Source organism: Paenibacillus bouchesdurhonensis (genome assembly GCF_900155685.1).
GTDB classification, from domain to species: Bacteria; Bacillota; Bacilli; order Paenibacillales; family Paenibacillaceae; genus Fontibacillus; species Fontibacillus bouchesdurhonensis.
The window spans coordinates 1747553-1765452 of sequence record NZ_LT732548.1 but is presented as its reverse complement, the minus strand read 5'-3'; the positions used below and the strand labels follow the sequence as shown (position 1 = coordinate 1765452).

The 17900-nt window shown below is 43.9% G+C and carries 13 protein-coding genes; 4 read left to right on the top strand and 9 right to left on the bottom strand.

All coding sequences use genetic code 11. The features are described 5' to 3' along the window. Positions 1-37: 37 nt before the first annotated feature. Positions 38-1006 (bottom strand): LacI family DNA-binding transcriptional regulator, encoded by a 969-nt coding sequence (locus CZ379_RS12400; RefSeq protein ID WP_110931903.1) that lies wholly within the window; start codon positions 1004-1006, stop codon positions 38-40. A 226-nt stretch (positions 1007-1232) separates the two neighbouring features. Continuing rightward, the gene (locus CZ379_RS12395) at positions 1233-1661 is read right to left on the bottom strand and encodes a hypothetical protein (RefSeq protein ID WP_110931902.1); all 429 of its coding nucleotides are present in this window, start codon (positions 1659-1661) and stop codon (positions 1233-1235) included. A gap of 1308 nt (positions 1662-2969) precedes the next feature. On the opposite strand from CZ379_RS12395, the gene CZ379_RS12385 reads away from it, so the two are divergent. Then, complete coding sequence (locus CZ379_RS12385; protein WP_110931900.1) at positions 2970-3830, top strand: hypothetical protein; 861 nt, start codon at positions 2970-2972, stop codon at positions 3828-3830. Between the two features lie 666 nt (positions 3831-4496). Here the strand turns inward: CZ379_RS12385 and sigK are convergent. The 4 genes from sigK to CZ379_RS12365 form a co-directional block, all read right to left on the bottom strand. Then, positions 4497-5192, bottom strand: a complete 696-nt coding sequence (gene sigK, locus CZ379_RS12380; RefSeq protein WP_110931899.1) for an RNA polymerase sporulation sigma factor SigK — start codon at positions 5190-5192, stop codon at positions 4497-4499. Between the two features lie 166 nt (positions 5193-5358). Continuing rightward, a complete protein-coding gene (locus tag CZ379_RS12375; RefSeq protein WP_110931898.1) occupies positions 5359-6402 on the bottom strand; it encodes a C45 family autoproteolytic acyltransferase/hydrolase in 1044 nt (347 codons plus the stop codon). Positions 6403-6445: 43 nt separating this feature from the next. Further along, positions 6446-7789 (bottom strand): McrC family protein, encoded by a 1344-nt coding sequence (locus tag CZ379_RS12370; protein WP_199925587.1) that lies wholly within the window; start codon positions 7787-7789, stop codon positions 6446-6448. A gap of 10 nt (positions 7790-7799) precedes the next feature. Then, entirely contained in the window at positions 7800-9719 is a 1920-nt protein-coding gene (locus tag CZ379_RS12365; protein ID WP_110931896.1) for an AAA family ATPase, read from the bottom strand. Positions 9720-9939: 220 nt separating this feature from the next. On the opposite strand from CZ379_RS12365, the gene CZ379_RS12360 reads away from it, so the two are divergent. After that, the gene (locus tag CZ379_RS12360; RefSeq protein WP_110931895.1) at positions 9940-10563 is read left to right on the top strand and encodes an acetate uptake transporter; all 624 of its coding nucleotides are present in this window, start codon (positions 9940-9942) and stop codon (positions 10561-10563) included. 86 nt (positions 10564-10649) lie between these two features. On the opposite strand, the gene CZ379_RS12355 is transcribed toward CZ379_RS12360, so the two are convergent. Beyond that, positions 10650-11837: an MFS transporter gene (locus CZ379_RS12355; RefSeq protein ID WP_110934349.1), complete on the bottom strand. Its 1188-nt coding sequence runs from the start codon at positions 11835-11837 to the stop codon at positions 10650-10652. A gap of 294 nt (positions 11838-12131) precedes the next feature. Continuing rightward, on the bottom strand, positions 12132-13202 hold the full coding sequence (locus CZ379_RS12350; RefSeq protein WP_110931894.1) for a Gfo/Idh/MocA family protein: 1071 nt from the start codon (positions 13200-13202) through the stop codon (positions 12132-12134). A gap of 270 nt (positions 13203-13472) precedes the next feature. Here CZ379_RS12350 and CZ379_RS12345 point away from each other — a divergent pair, with 270 nt between their 5' ends. Further along, positions 13473-14633: a serine hydrolase domain-containing protein gene (locus CZ379_RS12345; protein WP_110931893.1), complete on the top strand. Its 1161-nt coding sequence runs from the start codon at positions 13473-13475 to the stop codon at positions 14631-14633. Between the two features lie 107 nt (positions 14634-14740). Here the strand turns inward: CZ379_RS12345 and CZ379_RS12340 are convergent, their stop codons facing one another. Beyond that, entirely contained in the window at positions 14741-16516 is a 1776-nt protein-coding gene (locus CZ379_RS12340) for an acid phosphatase (RefSeq protein ID WP_110934348.1), read from the bottom strand. A 259-nt stretch (positions 16517-16775) separates the two neighbouring features. Between CZ379_RS12340 and CZ379_RS12335 the strand changes: the two genes are divergently transcribed. Beyond that, the gene (locus CZ379_RS12335) at positions 16776-17744 is read left to right on the top strand and encodes a bile acid:sodium symporter family protein (RefSeq protein WP_110931892.1); all 969 of its coding nucleotides are present in this window, start codon (positions 16776-16778) and stop codon (positions 17742-17744) included. Positions 17745-17900 lie beyond the last annotated feature (156 nt).

Here is a 17900-nt window from a genome sequence, read left to right as displayed (position 1 = left end):
ATACCGGATAGTCTGATGTTTTTCTCCTTAAAAGGGATCATGTAGTTTCGCCTTGCTTAAAAATGACGGGAATATGATACACCTGCTTGTCTAGAGGTTTACCTTCGATCTTGTCGTAAAGTAGTCGGATCGTCGTACGTGCCATCTCTTCCACGGGCTGCCTGATCGTTGATAGGATAGGATGGAAATATGGATGATCCTGAATTCCGTCATAACCAATGACCTTTACATCCTCTGGAACACGAAAGCCCTGCTTACGTGCTCTTTCTATATAGCTGGCGGCCAACATGTCCGTAATAGCAAAAATGCCATCTACATCGCCATACTCATTAAAAAATTCGTCAAAATAAGCATTTTCATCGATAATGGGATCCGGCTTTTCGTAGAGCACAATATCGACTCCCAAAGTTTCCGCTTCATGAATGAACCCTTTTTTCCGATTCATGGTTTCACTGAAGACGGAAGTAACACTACCCATAAAAGCCGGCTTCCGGGCACCCGCTTTAACAAGCTCCCTTAAAGCTATGCGCCCTCCCTCATAATTATCCGAAGTTACACAGGTAATTTTCTTGTTAAAGTGTCTGTCGATACTTACAATGGGAATGTCATTGCTGACATTATTCTCGATATCATTGTAAGTTATGCCGACAATCCCAGCTACTTTATTTTGCCTGAGCATATCCAGATAATACAGTTCCTTTTCGGGCTTACCGCCACTGTTACATAGCATAAGCTTATAACCTTCAAGGTCTAGTTCATCCTCGATGTAGTATGCTAATTCTGAGAAGAAAGGATTCCAGATACTTGGGAGCAATAAAGCTACCATTTTGGATTTCTGCATCTTGAAATTTCGAGCCACTTCATTTGGAATATAATTTAATTCTTGTATAGCTTCTTCCACTTTTCTGCGTGTAATGGGTTTCACAGCACCAGAATTATTGATGACTCTGGACACGGTTCCCACAGCTACACCAGCCAAGTTAGCTACATCTTTAATACTTGCCATATAACCTCCCCCCAAATCTCTCTTATGAACCATATAATAACACCTAATTGGAAACGTTTCAATATCTTTTTTTGAAACGTTTCAATTTTTCTGGTTTAACACTCACTTTCCATTTGGAGGTAGGTGATTCGATTTATAAAATGATCGAACCTTTCCAAACGGGATGCATACCGATCCACCCGAAATAAATTTTAATGTTATTTCTCTCCTTATTAGAGATAGACTACTAATTGTTTAGCAGCATCTTGAGGTTAGATTGATAACTTGATACCGGGCGTAAATATATGACATTAAGATAATCCTGAGCTTCTTGTTTGGTTAAATACATCGTTATTTTCTTCTCGAGATAATGGTCAGCAATATTTGTAACGAGCATCCTTGTTTTTCTATCACGTTCAACAATCATCCCATCAACTTCACGAGCTTCGATTAAATTAATCAACATCCTTCTTATGCATCCAAAATATTTCAAAGCATCTTGACCAGTTAAAATCAATGTCCCAAATTGATTAATGACTATGGAGAAATTTGGGCTAGCACAAAAAGAGCTTTTATTTAATAAAGGGGTACCCTTCCTTTTTCTTATCCATCTTCTACCCCCATATATACCCAATGAAGTAATTGTTTCAATTCCCAACAATTCTAAATATCTCATCTTTATTATTCCAATCTGATATAAACACCAGTATTACGGGTCAAAATTCATCCTTTTTTTCTCGAACTTAAATTAATATTCTTTTTCCGTGGTTTAGTGCTATTGGCTACTAGAAATAATATATTCATGAATACAACCGCACAAGTAACTCTAGAACCTGCTATTATATAGTTGAGTATATAGAATAATCTGGATTATTTTCCTTTTTGACTTTTACATTAATAAAAGGGATGTGATATACGTGGATATTATTAACACGAACGCTGGAGCACTACCTTCGAATGCAGGTGATGACTTCCACCTACTCTGGGCTGCACAAAAGTTGTTAAATATGCTTAACCATAATTCTAACCTTGCTTCTGTGACTGTAGAGGGACCAGCATGGCAGGACTCTATTATGAACGATCTAGACGAGAGTAAATTATTTTCAATAGATTTAGCTGGTATTACGGGGGTGAAACGATACATAGCGCAACTCACATCATCTTCTCACAATTAAAATATAGTACCTATATGGGTAATAATCCATGGACTGCTTCGACTTTATGTCACTCAGATAATAAAAAAAAGGATAACTCTATTATTCGTCGACTCGCCGATACATATGATGAATACACCATAAAATATCTCATTTAAAAGATAAGATAACTTTAAAGTTGGTCAGTAATCGGCCAATTTCAGAAAGTCTTGAAAAAGGGATCAATGAAGCAAAAGAGTTATTATCTACTAGAGAATTAAGAAATACAAATAGCCTACTATATAACCTCACTTAAGCATCCAAAACAGAAAAAAATCTATGAAGAATCAAAACTCAAATCATTAGTTTTTTTGGGCTTTATTGAAGCTGTTGATTTTGAGGATTGCGGAGTAGAAACAAGAAGTATTCAGAAAGCAAGGATCATTCAACAATTAGGTAAAAAGAATGATGCCAGGGCGAAATGCACAGGTACCTATGACAAAAGATTTTGTATGTTCTCTTTTTGGTGGAAATTATGCTCGTTTTTTTCCTGCTCCCACAAACATCCCGGAAAAGAAATATATTAAAAGAGAATGTACTCATACGCTAATAAAAACTATAATGCAAGAAAATAACAAATCTATATTTATACATGCTACTGCTGGTATCGGAAAAGCTCAAGAGGAAGTAGCCAAAGACTGTGATAGTTATATTCATCAATTCAATATTAACAATAACAGCGCTCGAAAGTGGAGAGATGACTTCATTCGGTACAATAGATACAGAAACCGCAATACACTTAACAGTCATGGTAGCTTACCTGAAATTGAAACCCTGGGGAAATATGCTGAATGGCAATGTTTTATGTTGCTGACCAGTATAGGTGTACACTGCCTTATTCGGAGGACTCGTATCATGATTACCATCAGTGGCTTGACTCCTATCTTCAAGGATATCAAGGATACTGGACAAGTGAATATCGCAATCATATACCTTTTATTCCATTCTTATGGGAGTTCAAAAAATACAAAAGATCTGATAATGAACAAGAGTATGAGATTCCGAAAGAATTAATTCAACCTATAATAGTGAATGAAGATTATGTCTCTACCTATCTGAACTATCACTCATCATTTGACCAAAGTTGCCAAAGTATTATTATAAAAAGTGCATTAATAGATGACAAAAATATCAAAGGTTTCATTACTGAACTAAAAAATCCACATGTATTTTTTGAAAATTTCTATGAATCAGATACTGAAGAGTACATGTTCCGGAAAAAAGCAGATATTAAAATTAAACCTATGCATGTTGACAACGGTTCATTTAGTGATAATCGACTTGATCAACATGATCCCTTTGCAAAAGATGTGAGTACCAATGCCTTCACCTTTACTGACGATATACTAAACTTTGCCGATCAAAAACACTTAAAAACCGCTTTGTTTTCGCTTCCGTCCAAAAATTCTAAGCTTCCTTTGCGTATTAAAAAATGGAGTGAGCCAAGTGAAGAAGGAGGGTATACTAAACAAGGTACGTATGGAAGTATTGCAGAAGTTAATTTCAAATTATGTATGGAATTTCTTAAGGAAATAAACAAAGCTCTTATTTTTGAATATCAAATAACTTTCGAGGATCAAACTTATCAATTTTATGGAACGCCGAAGGTCAATCGAAACGCTTACCTCACCTTCAAGGGTTTTACTGAATGAGTACAAGCAGTTCATCCCATCTATTCAGGGCTGAGCTTCTAAGAGAACAATTGTAACGACTTGCTTATAAGATTATGTTCCTCCGTTCCTTCATCCTTATTTTGACGTATTTATCACAGTAATATATGGTTCTAATTCACAATTCGCGTTTTCACCACCACCTTTGAATAGCAGATAGAGTTTCCCCCAATATTGTTGTGTTAATATCCAAGGTAATTCCTGAAATGATCAGTCATCCATTCCATACGGCTTCTTTTTTCGTCATTTTAGGATACCCTCAAACTCACTAATTACCAGTTCGACATCTAATGAATCTGCATACCCAATTTTATCGAATCAGCTATTAGTGCACCAACAACATACGATAGATACTATCTATGAATAATTCACTATGAAGAAAAGCTGCTTTTTGAAGAATAGACTTCTAATTACGGTTGCCGATAGAATTAGGAAACGAATCTTCTAAATGCAACAGAAGATCGGCGGTAAAACTTCCATATAAAAATCATAATTAAATTTTATATAATACATTTACCTATTCAACCGTTTAAAACTTAAAGCAGCATGCCTCATAAGCGGACACGCTGCTTTAAGTTTTAAGGACAAAATTCATTCAAATTTTGCACCAGTTTAAGGGATTCTCAAAAAGAAGCTCTCTTCTTACACTCACTTCTTCTTATAAAACTCATGATACAGCTTCATCAGCGCCCGCTTCTCAATCCGCGACACATAACTCCGCGAGATCCCTAGCTCCTTGGCGATTTCCCGCTGCGTCCGCTCCTCGCCTCCGTGCTCAAGACCGAACCGCCCCTTTATAACCTCTTGCTCCCTGGCTTCGAGAATATCCAGGTTTTGATAGATTTTGCTCTTCTCCATCTTCAGTTGAACCCGGTCTACCACATCATCGGCCTCGGTTCCCAAAATATCTATGAGCGTAATCTCATTGCCCTCTTTGTCCGTTCCAATTGGATCGTGCAGCGACACGTCTTTACGTGTCTTCTTCAGTGACCTTAAATGCATCAGGATCTCGTTCTCGATGCAGCGGGCCGCGAACGTCGCCAACTTCGTCCCTTTGTTCGGCCGGAAGCTCTCGATCGCTTTAATCAAACCGATCGTTCCAATCGAGATCAAATCCTCCAAGTCTTCGCCCGTATTGTCGAATTTCTTGACGATATGAGCCACCAGCCGCAGATTATGCTCAATCAGCATATTGCGGGATACGGCATCTCCCTCCGCCATGCGCTGAAGATGCTTAGCCTCCTCCTCCTCCGTCAATGGCTGGGGAAACGCATTGTTTTTCACATAAGACACAAGCAAGGTCAGCTGTTTCACGAACAAGGCAATCGCAGAAAACAATTCCATGAACAAAGCACCCCCACGTCGATTAGCCGAAGGGGATCACCGGCCCCGCTTCAGCACACAATGAAGTTCAGTTCTACATTGTATGTGGGCTGGGGCCTAGATGTGCATGTACGTGAGAACTTTGATAGGAATAAACCAATAAGGCATTGCGTAGTCTCCGTGCTTTCTACATGTTAACAAACGGCAAGCTTGTGTCCAACTCACCTTTTATTCGCTTGACGTTTTCGTTTCTTCCTTTAAGCCAATGATCAAAGTCAAAGATTAATGGCAGCCTGTCTCCTCCTAGTGCCAGCCATGCTTCTTTTCTGTTTGGAAAATACGCCGCGGTATGGAGAGTCCCTGACGATGCTTCATATTTTTTTGAGAAAACGCCTTTGTCTATATCGTTCATCATTCGAAAAGCCTGATATGGATCAATAATATTGCTTCCCTGTCTTTCAATGGCTTCATATCTTTGGAGGGAATCCACCATCTGGTAACGATTCTCATGTGTTAGCTTTTTAAAATGATTGGTACAGATATTTGATTCATGAACTAATACTTCTCTTGGAGAGGCCTCAACGACGAATGATTTACCGCTTTGATCAAGCACAGCATAACTAAACGAGTGACGGTGGGGAATTTCTTGAAGAAGTGAAATAGCTTCTGCCACATTTGCGCAATTCTCTAAAATTATACGTCCAATCATATTGCAAACAAATCCGTCATTTCCCCTCAGACGATTAATGAAGTTATATCCCATGGATAAGCCTTTTTCATTAATCCCATCCGTACGCCCTGTAATTTGCATGGAGGGGCCGATCGTCGCATAACCCTGATCTGTCGGTTGATAGAGCACATAACGTCCTTCATAAGAAAGCGGATCATTATCATAATTCCGTATCATGTAATCGGAACCCGTAAATATGGAGCACCCACTGTACCCGTATTCAAGGTAATATCCTCCAAATTCAGTTATTGCATCTGTCATATTCATTTTTAAAGCATCCGCCAACCCGTTCAGCTCATCCCAAATCCCGGGGGAGAAATGAAGAATTAACCTTTTTACTTCTATTTCATCCGTCATAAAATGACCTAATTTGAGTTTAGTTTCCCATATTTTTTTGCGATTTGGAAGAATGGGAGAATCCCTCAAAAGTTCACCCTGCATATATCCAAAATCATAATGATTTCCTCGAAACTGAATGACATCGCTATATACGTTCTTCATTATGGTTACCTCATTTATTTTTCGATGAAGAGCTGTTTTCACGTTATTTTTTCGTCCAAACCGCATCGCTCAATTTCACTAACAATGTATCCACACATGCTTTTCCCAAGGTCAAATCCAAGAATTCGATTCGAACCTCAACGCCATCCCCGCTATCGTAAACTATCGGCTGCTTCATCTCCGAAAGGCGCGGGTTCCAAGGATAAAGAAGATAAACCTCCCTGGCATTATATTTTTTGCCATAAGCGTACGCTTGATACATGTCTGCTTGCGATATGCCGTAGTCTGGGTTAGGTGAGAGCAGCTTCCACTTAGTATCCAGCACGATTACTCCGCCTGGCCCTTTTACAACGATATCCGGTTTTAACTGGAACCTAGCCGGATTTTGGAATAAACGGTGAGTACGATCCTGTGTCTTAACTTGAATAGGTGAATTCCCAAGCCTTTTCTTCAACAAGCCCGCGACGTATCGTTCAAATATTTTGTCCATGGGAAATAACAGAGCGTACGCGGCAGATTGTCCCCTAAACGGAGTAAAGCTTTGGCCTGACAAGAACAAGCGGCACCATGCTAGAATGGTCTGATACTCTTTCATTGTCCGATCCATTGTTACGCTGACCCAATCCTTCTCCAAATGAACGGATGCATCGATATTGTCGAATGCTGCAAGCAGCACGTATAGATCTTTCTGATTACTTATATTACGGGACACCTTCAACAATAACTCGATCGTTGCCTTGATCAGACGATTCTCCGCTCGATTCATACTAAATTCGTCATATTCAACAAAAAAACGTTCTTTATGTGCCGCATTGTGCTTCACATGCTGGGCAAACTGGAGCTTCCCTTTAAAGAAGGATTCATTATCCTGATGCTCCCGGTAATCCGATTTTAATCCGTGTTTGACCAAGGCAACAGCCTCTTCGATGAACATGCGGATGAAAATGTCCAGCACATGATTGTTCGCTGTACCAAGCCCCGTCATATTGAATGGTTTATTGGGAATGTCCCGGATCGATTTCAGCATATGGAGGAAGATATCTTTGGTTTGTGCAATGGAGCTCTCCTTATCGCGTGCGTACACTTTCGGCAGGATTTCAATTTGAATGCCATCGCCCATCGAGATCACGCCAACATAGTTTTTGGCGCTAATGATTTTGCCGACCCCTTTTCGGCTTGCTAATGTCATCAGCTCAAGGGCATCTGTCAGACCGCCAGTTCCCCTACTTTCCAATACAAGTCGCTCCAGCCGATCGAAGGCAAGCTCAGGCATACAGTGGTAGCCAAGTGATATTCCATCTGGATTTTTGCATAAGGTGCCGTACTCTTTTAACGTAATACAAGTGCCTACAAGACCTTTGTTGAACGCGTCAATATTTAGATCCATATTCGTAGCCCTACTCATGTCCGTCATAGTTGTAAATTTTGCGGTAGGAGGCTACTTGGCTAAATGCAGCATGGTTGATTTTATAGGTGATGCTGTCCTCCAGATCCACTTCGCCTAGATTGCCGAACAGTTCGTTCACATTTATTTTATGGACGACGATAAACTGCTCCCTCTCCGGCTTATTATTGTCGCCTAGAACGAGACGAATTTTCTCATAGTTATCATAGAAATACTCCTGAAGCAGCGGAATAATCGTATGCTCGAACAGATGTCCTAGCTTGTCCAGCGTAGGTTCCCTGTTCAGATCTACAAAATAGGCATGTCCAATAGTATGCTCCCGATCATATAATGCCTCGATTCTACGATTCATCATCTCCAGCATCCTAGATAGGTTCAACAGCTCCCCATTCACCATCAGTGAAGCAAGACAGCCTGGATCCGGCATCATCTCGACAAAAGAAAAACGTCGGCGAAGCGCTGTGTCCAACCGTGCGATGGAACGATCTGCCGTATTCATCGTGGCCAGCAGATAGACGTTATTTGGAACGCCGAAAGGCTCCTGAGAATATGGAAGCTTAAGCATCAATTCTTCCGGCATCCCAAGTCGCTTAGCAGGTTCGATCAGCGTAATCAGCTCTCCGAATATTTTAGAAATATTGCCTCTGTTAATTTCATCTATGATGAAGACATAATTGTTAGTGTTTTGCTGAAGGATGGAGTTAAGCTGCGCATTCTCATGCCTCTGTAAAATAGAAAGTACATCCGACAACGTAATTCGATTCAGCCGGTAAACAGACCCTAGCGTCATAACGGTATTTCCGTTTAAATCCAAAATATTCTCCCGGATATCTTTGACAAGCCAATTCACCCTTCGAGAACGCTTGTAACTCTCCATCTGTTTCAGCCATTCATAGTCTCCAGTAACTACGCCAATCCCATCAATCGTTTCTTCATCATATAAAATAAGGACGATATCGCCTTTACGCATCTCATTTATAAATCGGGAGAGGATCATTTTGCCTCCATGCTGGCTGTAATCCGTTTCTTCATTTACAATTTCACCATAGGAATCCCATCCGATGCGGATTCTACTGTGGTTGAAGCAATCCCGCTTAATCGGGTTTTCTTTAGAACCTCCCAACGACACCTTCCAAATAGTTGGTTCTTTACGGATCCCGAAATGATTACTGCCTTGTACAATCGGTTTTAGAGCGACATCGCAGAATCGTTTAAAAATTCCAGGGGAAATTTCGTACCCTACTTCTCCTATTTCTGTTCCGTTTTCTTCCCCGAATAGCATCTTCGGCTTGATGCCTTCAATAAACTCCTCATAACCGTAGGATTGGTGGAAAGTCGTAAAGGCAATTTGGCCATTCGCCTTATATGCTTCGAACCGCTCCTTAATGTGATGATATCCCTCTGCCTCTGCCTCTGCCTCTACGAGGATAGTGTCTATAGGTTTATTTTCAATGATAGAAACTGCATAAAGAACCGTATGGTATGTTTTCCCCGTTCCAGGAGGGCCGTGCAAAATAATATTTTTATCCAGCATCCCGTTATCTCCCGAATCTATGTTCAAACTCAAATGATCTGACGAAGACTTTGAAATTGACCCACTTTCCAGCTCCTTCAGAAAATCCTCGTAGTACGCAAGACTGTACTGGAATGCCTTGTTGCCGGCCTTTACATTTACCTCATCAAAGTTCTGGGCCTGCTCCATCACTTTTCTCATGCTTCGATATAGGCTAGCATCGGTAATTTCAAATACATTGGTAGTCTCTAGCTTAATTCCGTCCAACCGGGATGGGGCCGTCGTCAGGGCAGAGACATAAGAACTTATCGTATTTTCTGAATAAGGCAGTCCATTCGACTTTTTCTGGCGCCTTAACCAGTTGGTATATTCTTTTTTACGCCATTTGGCTTGTTCCATTGAAATACTCCTTCCAAAAACGTAAATTCTATAAGAATAAATAATCAAAATCTTTGAATTAATAGGAAGTTCGACGCAGCGCCTCATTGCTCCTCCGAATCCCTCCAAAGAAACATCACTGCAGAGCCCGTCCAAATCCGGTATAATGAATGCTTCAGTCTTCATTCCGCTATCGGAGGAATGGAGCAATATATCATCTTGTGGAGGCTTTTACGAAACTATGCAAACTGCAAATTCTACTCATGTCAAAATCATGACGGCTGATCCCAGCGGAATCGGCTTATTCGGACTGGCGATCGTCACCTTGGTCGCTTCCTCGCAAAAGCTGGGACTGACGGACGGCTTAAGCTACGTCCTTCCTTGGGCAATATTTCTGGGCGCGTTTGCTCAGTTGTTCGCCTGCATCCAGGATGCGAAGCATAACAACACCTTTGGAATGACCGCCTTTGGCGCCTATGCCTTCTTCTGGTTCGGCATGGGTGCCAGCTGGTTGATCAAGCTGGGCGTATTCGGTTCGGAACTGGCTGCCGGCATTGACGGCAAGCAGCTTGGCTTCGCATTTGTTGGATACCTAATTTTTACCCTATTTATGACCATCGGTGCTATGGAGACACATAAAGTACTGTTTTTTATTTTCGTTCTAATAGATCTTCTTTTTCTCGGTCTTGCCTTGGATGCGTTTGGAGTCGCGCCGGCAGTGTTCCATGCTTTGGCTGCTTACGCAGAAATGGGTATTGCCCTGCTCTCGCTTTATGGCGCTGGGGCAGCCGTGCTTAATGTTCACTTTGGCCGGACATTCCTGCCGGTCGGCCGCCCGTTCGGCATCTTCAAACCCCGGGCGTAGCCGGTGCATATCAAAGAAGCAAATCAAGCCGCCTACCTGCGCTCCGATACGCAGAATAGGCGGCTTTCCTCCTGTTATGCAGTTTATTAACGGACTTTCAATCCGCGTCGGCGGGACACCGCTTCAGTTGCAAGAAACAGGATGCCGCCTATAAAAGAAACGATGGTTGCAAACAAGTACATGCTCGCTCCTCCGAACAAGTCGGTCAGTCTTCCGCCGATCACACCGCCAGTCATGCCTGCTAGGCCAAGGTACACCATGCTGAGCAAGGAGAAGCCGGTAGCCCCTAGCTGCGGAGGAAGAATTCTCGCGACATAATGCATGGAAACAATCCAAAATACGGCAAATGTAATCGCGGCACCTGCTTGCAGCGCCAAAAGCATCCACGGATCGTCCGACACATAATACATCAACCAACGCAGCGTATACAGTAGGCCGACAATGCCAATCAGCACATATTCATGAATCCGGTTTAGATATCTACCTAGCAAAGCAAAGACCGGGATTTCGACGCCGGCGGCCAGTGCCCAGGCCCATCCAACCATAGCGTCGGAGGCTCCTAATTCCTTCATATACAAACCGAGCATGACATCATTCATGCGATGGGGAACCGAAATAACGAACACGAGAAACAGGAACCATAAGAATGATTTGTTGGTGAACAGTTCCTTTAAAGCTTTAAGGGTCATTCCCTCCCCTTCGGTCGGCTCATCCCGCAGAAATAGGAGCAGAATGAGGGGCACAACCCATGCGGCCCAGAACAGATAAGGCAGCTTGGTAATCCCGCCCAAGGCAGCCAGCAGCAGACCGCCCGAGAGAGAAACCACGGTATAGCCCATGGAGCCGAATAGGCGCAGCGAACCGTAAGAGCTTCCTCTACGCTCTGCAGATTGAACAGAAATACTGTCCAAGAGCGGCATTGAAGGCTGATAGAAAAAGTATACCGCTAATACGAAACATAGCGTCAATACATAGCTGCCGCCAGAATTAAATAAAGCTATACTGCTAATAATTGCCAATATCCATAGCCAAAACATAATTTTCTTCACCGTCTGCAGTCGATCGCTCAAGTACCCCCAGAACGGTTGGATCATACTAGCGACAAACGGACCAATCATCATGAGAAACCCGATTTGTGAAGAAGAATATCCTAAATTCGCAAAATACAATGGCAAAAATGGCGCCAACACAGCTAGAATGGCGTACTGCCAGAAGTTCATGCCACGCAGGATCAACATCTGTCTGTCTTTCTGTGCTGCAACTCTTTTTTTCATAGTCAAAATTATTCTCTCCGCTTCATGATGCTATACATAGGTCAGCTTACTTTAATGCTCTTAACCCTTTGTGTTCCAGTACCCTCTCTATCCAAAACTCAACCCATGCCCCGCTCGTATTCCATTCTTTGCTCCAACTTGTATAGGATACGCCTGGCTCATCCACGTCTTTTTGCTTCCATCATACCACGGAATAAATTTATTGCTATGCTCAATCTCATTTATGAGCTGCATAACAAAATAAAAGAAACTGCGCATCGGCAGTCTCTTTTAACTTAAACATTCTTTGCTCGCTTACGCGTAGAGATCAAAATCTTTCATCGTTTCTCCGGTGCGGCCGGCCTGAAAAATCGCCTCGATCAAGTTCATAACCCGAAGAACTTCGTCATTCTTGACAATCGGCTCGGCCGTACCTGCCAAGACCGCGGCGAAATTGTCATAAAAGCTGCTAGGCTGCCGATAAGGCTCTGGCAATACTCCCGTAATGGTCGCCGTTTCCGATGGCGGCGCCATTGTCTTGGTCAGTCCAGCCCCTGCTTGAATCGGTGTAGGCTCGACCCGTTCAGCCTCGTGGTTCCGAGTAACGATGCGGCCGGTCATCGACCAATCCTCAATAACTCCTGTCCCCTCTGTTCCCTTGACATACCAGCGCGGCAGCGTAATGAAATTGGTAGTCCCTACCTCGACTAGCGCAGATACGCCGTTCTCGAATTGCAGCAAAGCTTCGAAGCCGTCATCGACCTCATTGCCCAAAATAAAGCTCAAACGGCTGCTCAGGCTAGTAATCTTGCTGTCAATCATAAAGATCAGCTGATCCAGCAAGTGAACGCCCCAATCCAGCAGCATTCCACCGCCATGTGCTTCCAAATGGCGCCAGTCTCCAGGTATTCCGTTCGCGCCGTGAACCCTCGATTCGATCCGGAACAACTCACCGATCGTTTTTTGCTCGTACATTTGTTTGATAATCAAGAAATCCTCATCCCAGCGACGATTCTGATGCACCATCAGCACCCTTTGCGCCTGGTCGGCCGCAGCCGTCATTTCCTTGAACTCCTCGACCGACATCGTTACCGGTTTTTCGCAAATCACATGCTTGCCCGCCGCAAATGCACGTACAGCTATATCCTTATGTACGTCATTTGGAGTTGCAATAAGAACGATCTCGACCGCCTCATCGCCAAGCACTTCCTCATAGCTTTCATACGCTCGATAGCCGTCCTGTTCGGAAATCGATCCGCGTACCGGATCCGTATCAAACGTACCGATAACTTCAAACTTACCATTGTCCTTGATCAATTTGGCATGATAGCTGCCCATACCTCCATAGCCTACAATAACTACAGCATGTTTGTCATAATGCTTCATGATTGTTCTCCTCCGCCTTCTGCGTCACTGAGGCTGCAATTTGGCGACCTCCAGCGAATTCAGTATCAATTGAATTCTAACATAATTGCTAGTGTAGTCTCCATGACAATCCTCCCAGGGACGATCTACTGCAAAAGATTAAATTTTTATCTTTATCCGGATATTTGATCCAACTGCAATGCTTGCAGTATGATGAAATCATTCATAGATCTATGAACGCTTTTAAGGATATAATCATTTAAAAGAATTCAACAGAACGGAGGATTTCACATGGGAAAGTTTCAGCATTTGGATGCATTGCTAACCGATTTCACGAAGACGAATCTGGCCGGTTGTGCTTGTGCCATAGCAAGACACGGGGAAATTTTGTACGAGGGTTATCATGGTTACGCCAACCTGAATAAAGAAATTCCGGTTGCTTTGGATACCGTATTTCGGTTGTTTTCCATGACAAAAGTGGTGGTATGCACCGCTGCTCTGATGCTATTCGAAAGAGGTCGCTTTCTGCTGAATGAGCCGCTGCATGAATATATTCCCGAATTTAGAAATTCGCAGGTCGTCAAAACCAAACCTAACGGCGAAATCTACATTGAGGCCGCGCAAAATCCTATTCTGATCCAGGATGCATTTTGCATGACGGCGGGCATTCCCTATCCCTTCGGGGAGTCAGAATCTGCTCGGCAGATGAGAGACCTTCACCAACGGTTAAAAGACAAACACGGGAAATACAGCCTCCTTACCGAGGTTAAAGCTGTGGCCCAGGTTCCATTGGCCTTTGAACCGGGGACGCAGTGGCTGTATGGATATGGTCACGACCTTGTCGGCGCATTGATCGAGGTTGTTTCCGGCAAACCCCTGGGCCAGTTTTTGCAGGAGGAGCTGTTCGAGCCGCTAGGAATGACCAGCACCGGATATCGCTATGATGGGGACATTGCTGAGCGAATGGCGGCCTGTTATACTCGGACGGCTGACGGAAATCTCGAAGAGATCCCCGGCTCGTTGGATGAGTATCACCAGCCAGATTCTTTATATGAGGGCGGGGGGGTCGGACTTTACTCGACCTTAAGGGACTATTTAACCTTCACGCAAATGCTGGCGAATGGCGGCATTTGGAAGGGGGAACAAATTATCGGCCGGAAGACGATTGACCTTATGCGAAGCAATCATTTGAACGATAGGCAGTTGGCTGATTTCAAAAACTCATATAATGCCGGATACGGCTACGGGCTTGGCGTAAGAACGATGATGGATCCCGCAGCAGGCCATTCCAACAGCTCCATTGGCGAATTCGGCTGGACCGGGGCCGCAGGTACTTGGGCCTCGATCGATCCAAGCGAAGGCTTCTCGGTTGTGTATATGCATCAATTGTTGCCTAACATGGAGGAGTATCATCATCTCCGTGTCCGAGCAGCAGCCTACGGCTGCCTGTAGTTCGCTCATTCCTGTAGGCACAAAGAAATACATAAGCCAATCCATCGGCATCATATGCGATAGATTGGCTTTTTTGACGAATATTTTATAGATTAAGCTGTAGTTATTTATTTTGAAATTTGCAATTGAACGCTATGTCCGTTATAGATGACTTGGGCCTTATATCCACTCGGCAATCCAGCGGTTTCTACCGAAGAGAACACCCCATCTTTATCCGGACTTCCGTCTGTAATGACTGAGATTACACCGATAGGCACATAACCATCCACAAAATTTACGCGCAGCTTGCCTCCGTACGCTGCTGCCCCCTTAATCCGCAGCGCATCATTTTGGCTGCTGAGATTAAGCTCCAACGTCCCTTTATCCGACTGCTTGAAATTCCCTTCGATCGTCAGCTTTCCCGAAACCTCGCTAGCAATCGTACCTCCATTATTAACTACTTCGCCGATTCCAAAGGACGTTTCGGATTTAGCTTTAAGTGTGCCTTCATCGATTTGCGTCCCTCCGGAATAGGTATTGCTGCCTTCCAGCTTCAGAGCTCCGGTTCCTTTCTTGATCAGCTTGCCTTCTCCTGAAATGTCATTGCGCCAGCGATCCTCGGCATGAAAACCACCCTTATCGCCATCCATAGTCACTGTAACGTCCCCCACCAATGCACCGTATCCATCTGCTGCTGCGAATAGGTTCAGACGCCCCCAGCCTTCTTCATCATCCAGCACGGGATACCCGGAAGGAAGAGCCGTCGTGGCGAGCACCCAGCGGCGCTGCGTATCGTCAAGGTAAGGCAGACGCGTCTCGAGCAGCACCTCAGCTCCTTTTGGCACGACAGCCGCCTTAGCCGTTGAGCCCGATTGCGGGAAATCATAGGTCAATCGCTCCGTGAAAATTTGCTTATTCGATTCATAATCGCTGAATCGGTCAACTGCAGTTCCCGTGTGGGTAAGCAATATATTATGCGCCTCATCATAGGCCGCCTTCTTCAAGTCGCTGTTAGCCGGATCATTCAGAATCGCAGCGGCCAGCGCAGTTGCCATGACTCGTCCACCCATCACATCGAACGGCGAATGCATACCTGCCACGATACGATGATGGCCAAGCTCCGAAGCACGAGTGAGCAGCTCCTGATAACGCTCCGGGACAGCATACGCCATCGCATATGCCGTTAAATATGCAGCATTGGTATGTCCGCTAGGATACCCGCCATCATTGCTGGGATCAGGATTTTGGGCAGGCACAAGGGTTGGCAGGACGGCTACCTCATCGCTCCAGCGGAAGGGCCGAGCATAATTGTAGAAGCTCTTGGACGGATTCGTCGAGGAATGCGTGCCGCGCAATGTATTCACCAAGCTGACCATGTTGCCCAGGGAGGATTCAGGGCTGCCTGAATTCGTCCCTTCGTCATCATATTTTTTCGTAGTGGCATCTGCCGGAATATGTTTAATCGTCGTTGTAGCTCCGGCTTTAACTCGATATATATCAGTAAGCGCGCCCAGGCCCTCAATGACACTGTAGCTTTGCTTTCTTCGATCATCGTAATATGCCGCTTCTGCCTCGCTAGGCGTGCGGTTGGCGGTAATTTCAACAACCTTTTGAATGTTGGCGTCCAGCAGTGTATCGCTTAATTTAGTTCCTGCATCCCAATTAGCTCCAGGTGTCCACAGCTTCTCATATTCCGAGAGAATCCCGATTGCCGGGTTGGTTGTCGTCGACAAATTATCTTTACTATTATTTTTATAGTGATCGACAAAATATCCCCATGACGATTTAGGCGGAACTACCGATTCTGGAAGGGCAGCAGCGCTCGCATAGCCTCCGCTAAGGCCGCTTAATAATACGGATAATGATAAGGTTGCAGTAATAAGATTCTTTTTTGACCACTTCATTTTGCTCATTTTAAACATAATCCTCCTCGTGCTGTTGACATTATCGGAATTTATACAAAGATATGTATATATAAACTGTAACCTAGGTTTATTATGGTAAAGTGCCCACAATGTTATTGCATTATTAAATTTAATAGATAGGCCAACGTCAACGTTTTTACCTTTAGAAGGTATTGATGCTTGAACCTCCTGCGCTTTCTATTAATATAGGGGTATGTCAAAACGTAATGAAGCTGATTAAAAAAGGACGTTATACACTATGCTGCACTCCATCAACCACTGGCTGAACCGCATGATGCCTTTAATCACTCCGGTGAGCATCATTATTGGTGTAATTTGCGGCAGCAGCCTGTCTTCATTGACCTACCTGTCCCCATGGCTGTTTGCCTTCATGACATTTGCCGGAAGCATCAGCCTGGGGTTCAAGGATTTTATGAATGTGCTCAAGAAGCCCTTTCCATTAATCGTATGCCTGTTTATCCTGCATCTGGCGATGCCTTTGATTGCGATGGCTTTTGGCTATCTTTTCTATTCTGGGGACATCTACATGATCACCGGTCTTATACTCGCTGCCAGTATTCCGACGGGGGTCAGCAGCTTTGTTTGGGTCAGCATATATAAAGGCAATATCGCTTTGACACTGTCGATTATTCTTATCGACACCATGCTGGCTCCTTTTATTGTTCCTGGCATTCTATCACTTCTAGTCGGAGCTGATGTACAGCTTGATGTGGCGTCTATGATGAGCAGCCTGTTCTGGATGATTGTTGTACCTTCGCTAATCGGCATGGTTCTCAATGAATGGAGCAAAGGCGCAATCGTCCCTGCATGGGGAGCAAGGCTGAACCCGTTCTCCAAACTGGCTATGGCCGCTATTGTAGCTATTAACGGCTCGGTCGTTGCTCCTTACCTGATGAATTTCAGTCTGCAACTGGCGATGCTTGCAGTAATAATTATCGTCATTGCTACTATGGGTTACTTGTTAGGTCTTGCCTTCTCTAGACTGATGGGTTGGAACTATGCCGACAAGGTCGCGCTCATTTTCAATGGCGGGATGCGTAATATTAGTGCAGGAGCCGTACTGGCTGTAACCTACTTCCCCGCCCCGGTTGCCGTTCCCGTCGTACTAGGCATGGTTTTTCAGCAAACATTGGCTTCTCTGGCGGGCTATTTGCTGGGCCGGCACGCTAAGTCGCATCAACAATCCGATACGGCTTTCGGCTCTTAATCGCGTCACTCTATCCAATTCATACGCTATTCTCCAGCAAAATACGGTCAGGATGAACTGACCGTATTAGCCTTTATATTATAAAAATATGATCAAAACCAATAAATGAGCTGCTAGCTAAATGACTTGCTAATAATACCTCAAATTAACCTTGTT

Excerpts from the sequence above, each read along its gene's own strand:
- CZ379_RS12400 (WP_110931903.1), bottom strand. The coding sequence starts at position 1,006 with ATGGCAAGTATTAAAGATGTAGCTAACTTGGCTGGTGTAGCTGTGGGA.
- CZ379_RS12395 (WP_110931902.1), bottom strand. The coding sequence starts at position 1,661 with ATGAGATATTTAGAATTGTTGGGAATTGAAACAATTACTTCATTGGGT.
- CZ379_RS12385 (WP_110931900.1), top strand. The coding sequence starts at position 2,970 with ATGGCAATGTTTTATGTTGCTGACCAGTATAGGTGTACACTGCCTTAT.
- sigK (WP_110931899.1), bottom strand. The coding sequence starts at position 5,192 with ATGGAATTGTTTTCTGCGATTGCCTTGTTCGTGAAACAGCTGACCTTG.
- CZ379_RS12375 (WP_110931898.1), bottom strand. The coding sequence starts at position 6,402 with ATGAAGAACGTATATAGCGATGTCATTCAGTTTCGAGGAAATCATTAT.
- CZ379_RS12370 (WP_199925587.1), bottom strand. The coding sequence starts at position 7,789 with ATGGATCTAAATATTGACGCGTTCAACAAAGGTCTTGTAGGCACTTGT.
- CZ379_RS12365 (WP_110931896.1), bottom strand. The coding sequence starts at position 9,719 with ATGGAACAAGCCAAATGGCGTAAAAAAGAATATACCAACTGGTTAAGG.
- CZ379_RS12360 (WP_110931895.1), top strand. The coding sequence starts at position 9,940 with ATGCAAACTGCAAATTCTACTCATGTCAAAATCATGACGGCTGATCCC.
- CZ379_RS12355 (WP_110934349.1), bottom strand. The coding sequence starts at position 11,837 with ATGAAAAAAAGAGTTGCAGCACAGAAAGACAGACAGATGTTGATCCTG.
- CZ379_RS12350 (WP_110931894.1), bottom strand. The coding sequence starts at position 13,202 with ATGAAGCATTATGACAAACATGCTGTAGTTATTGTAGGCTATGGAGGT.
- CZ379_RS12345 (WP_110931893.1), top strand. The coding sequence starts at position 13,473 with ATGGGAAAGTTTCAGCATTTGGATGCATTGCTAACCGATTTCACGAAG.
- CZ379_RS12340 (WP_110934348.1), bottom strand. The coding sequence starts at position 16,516 with ATGAAGTGGTCAAAAAAGAATCTTATTACTGCAACCTTATCATTATCC.
- CZ379_RS12335 (WP_110931892.1), top strand. The coding sequence starts at position 16,776 with ATGCTGCACTCCATCAACCACTGGCTGAACCGCATGATGCCTTTAATC.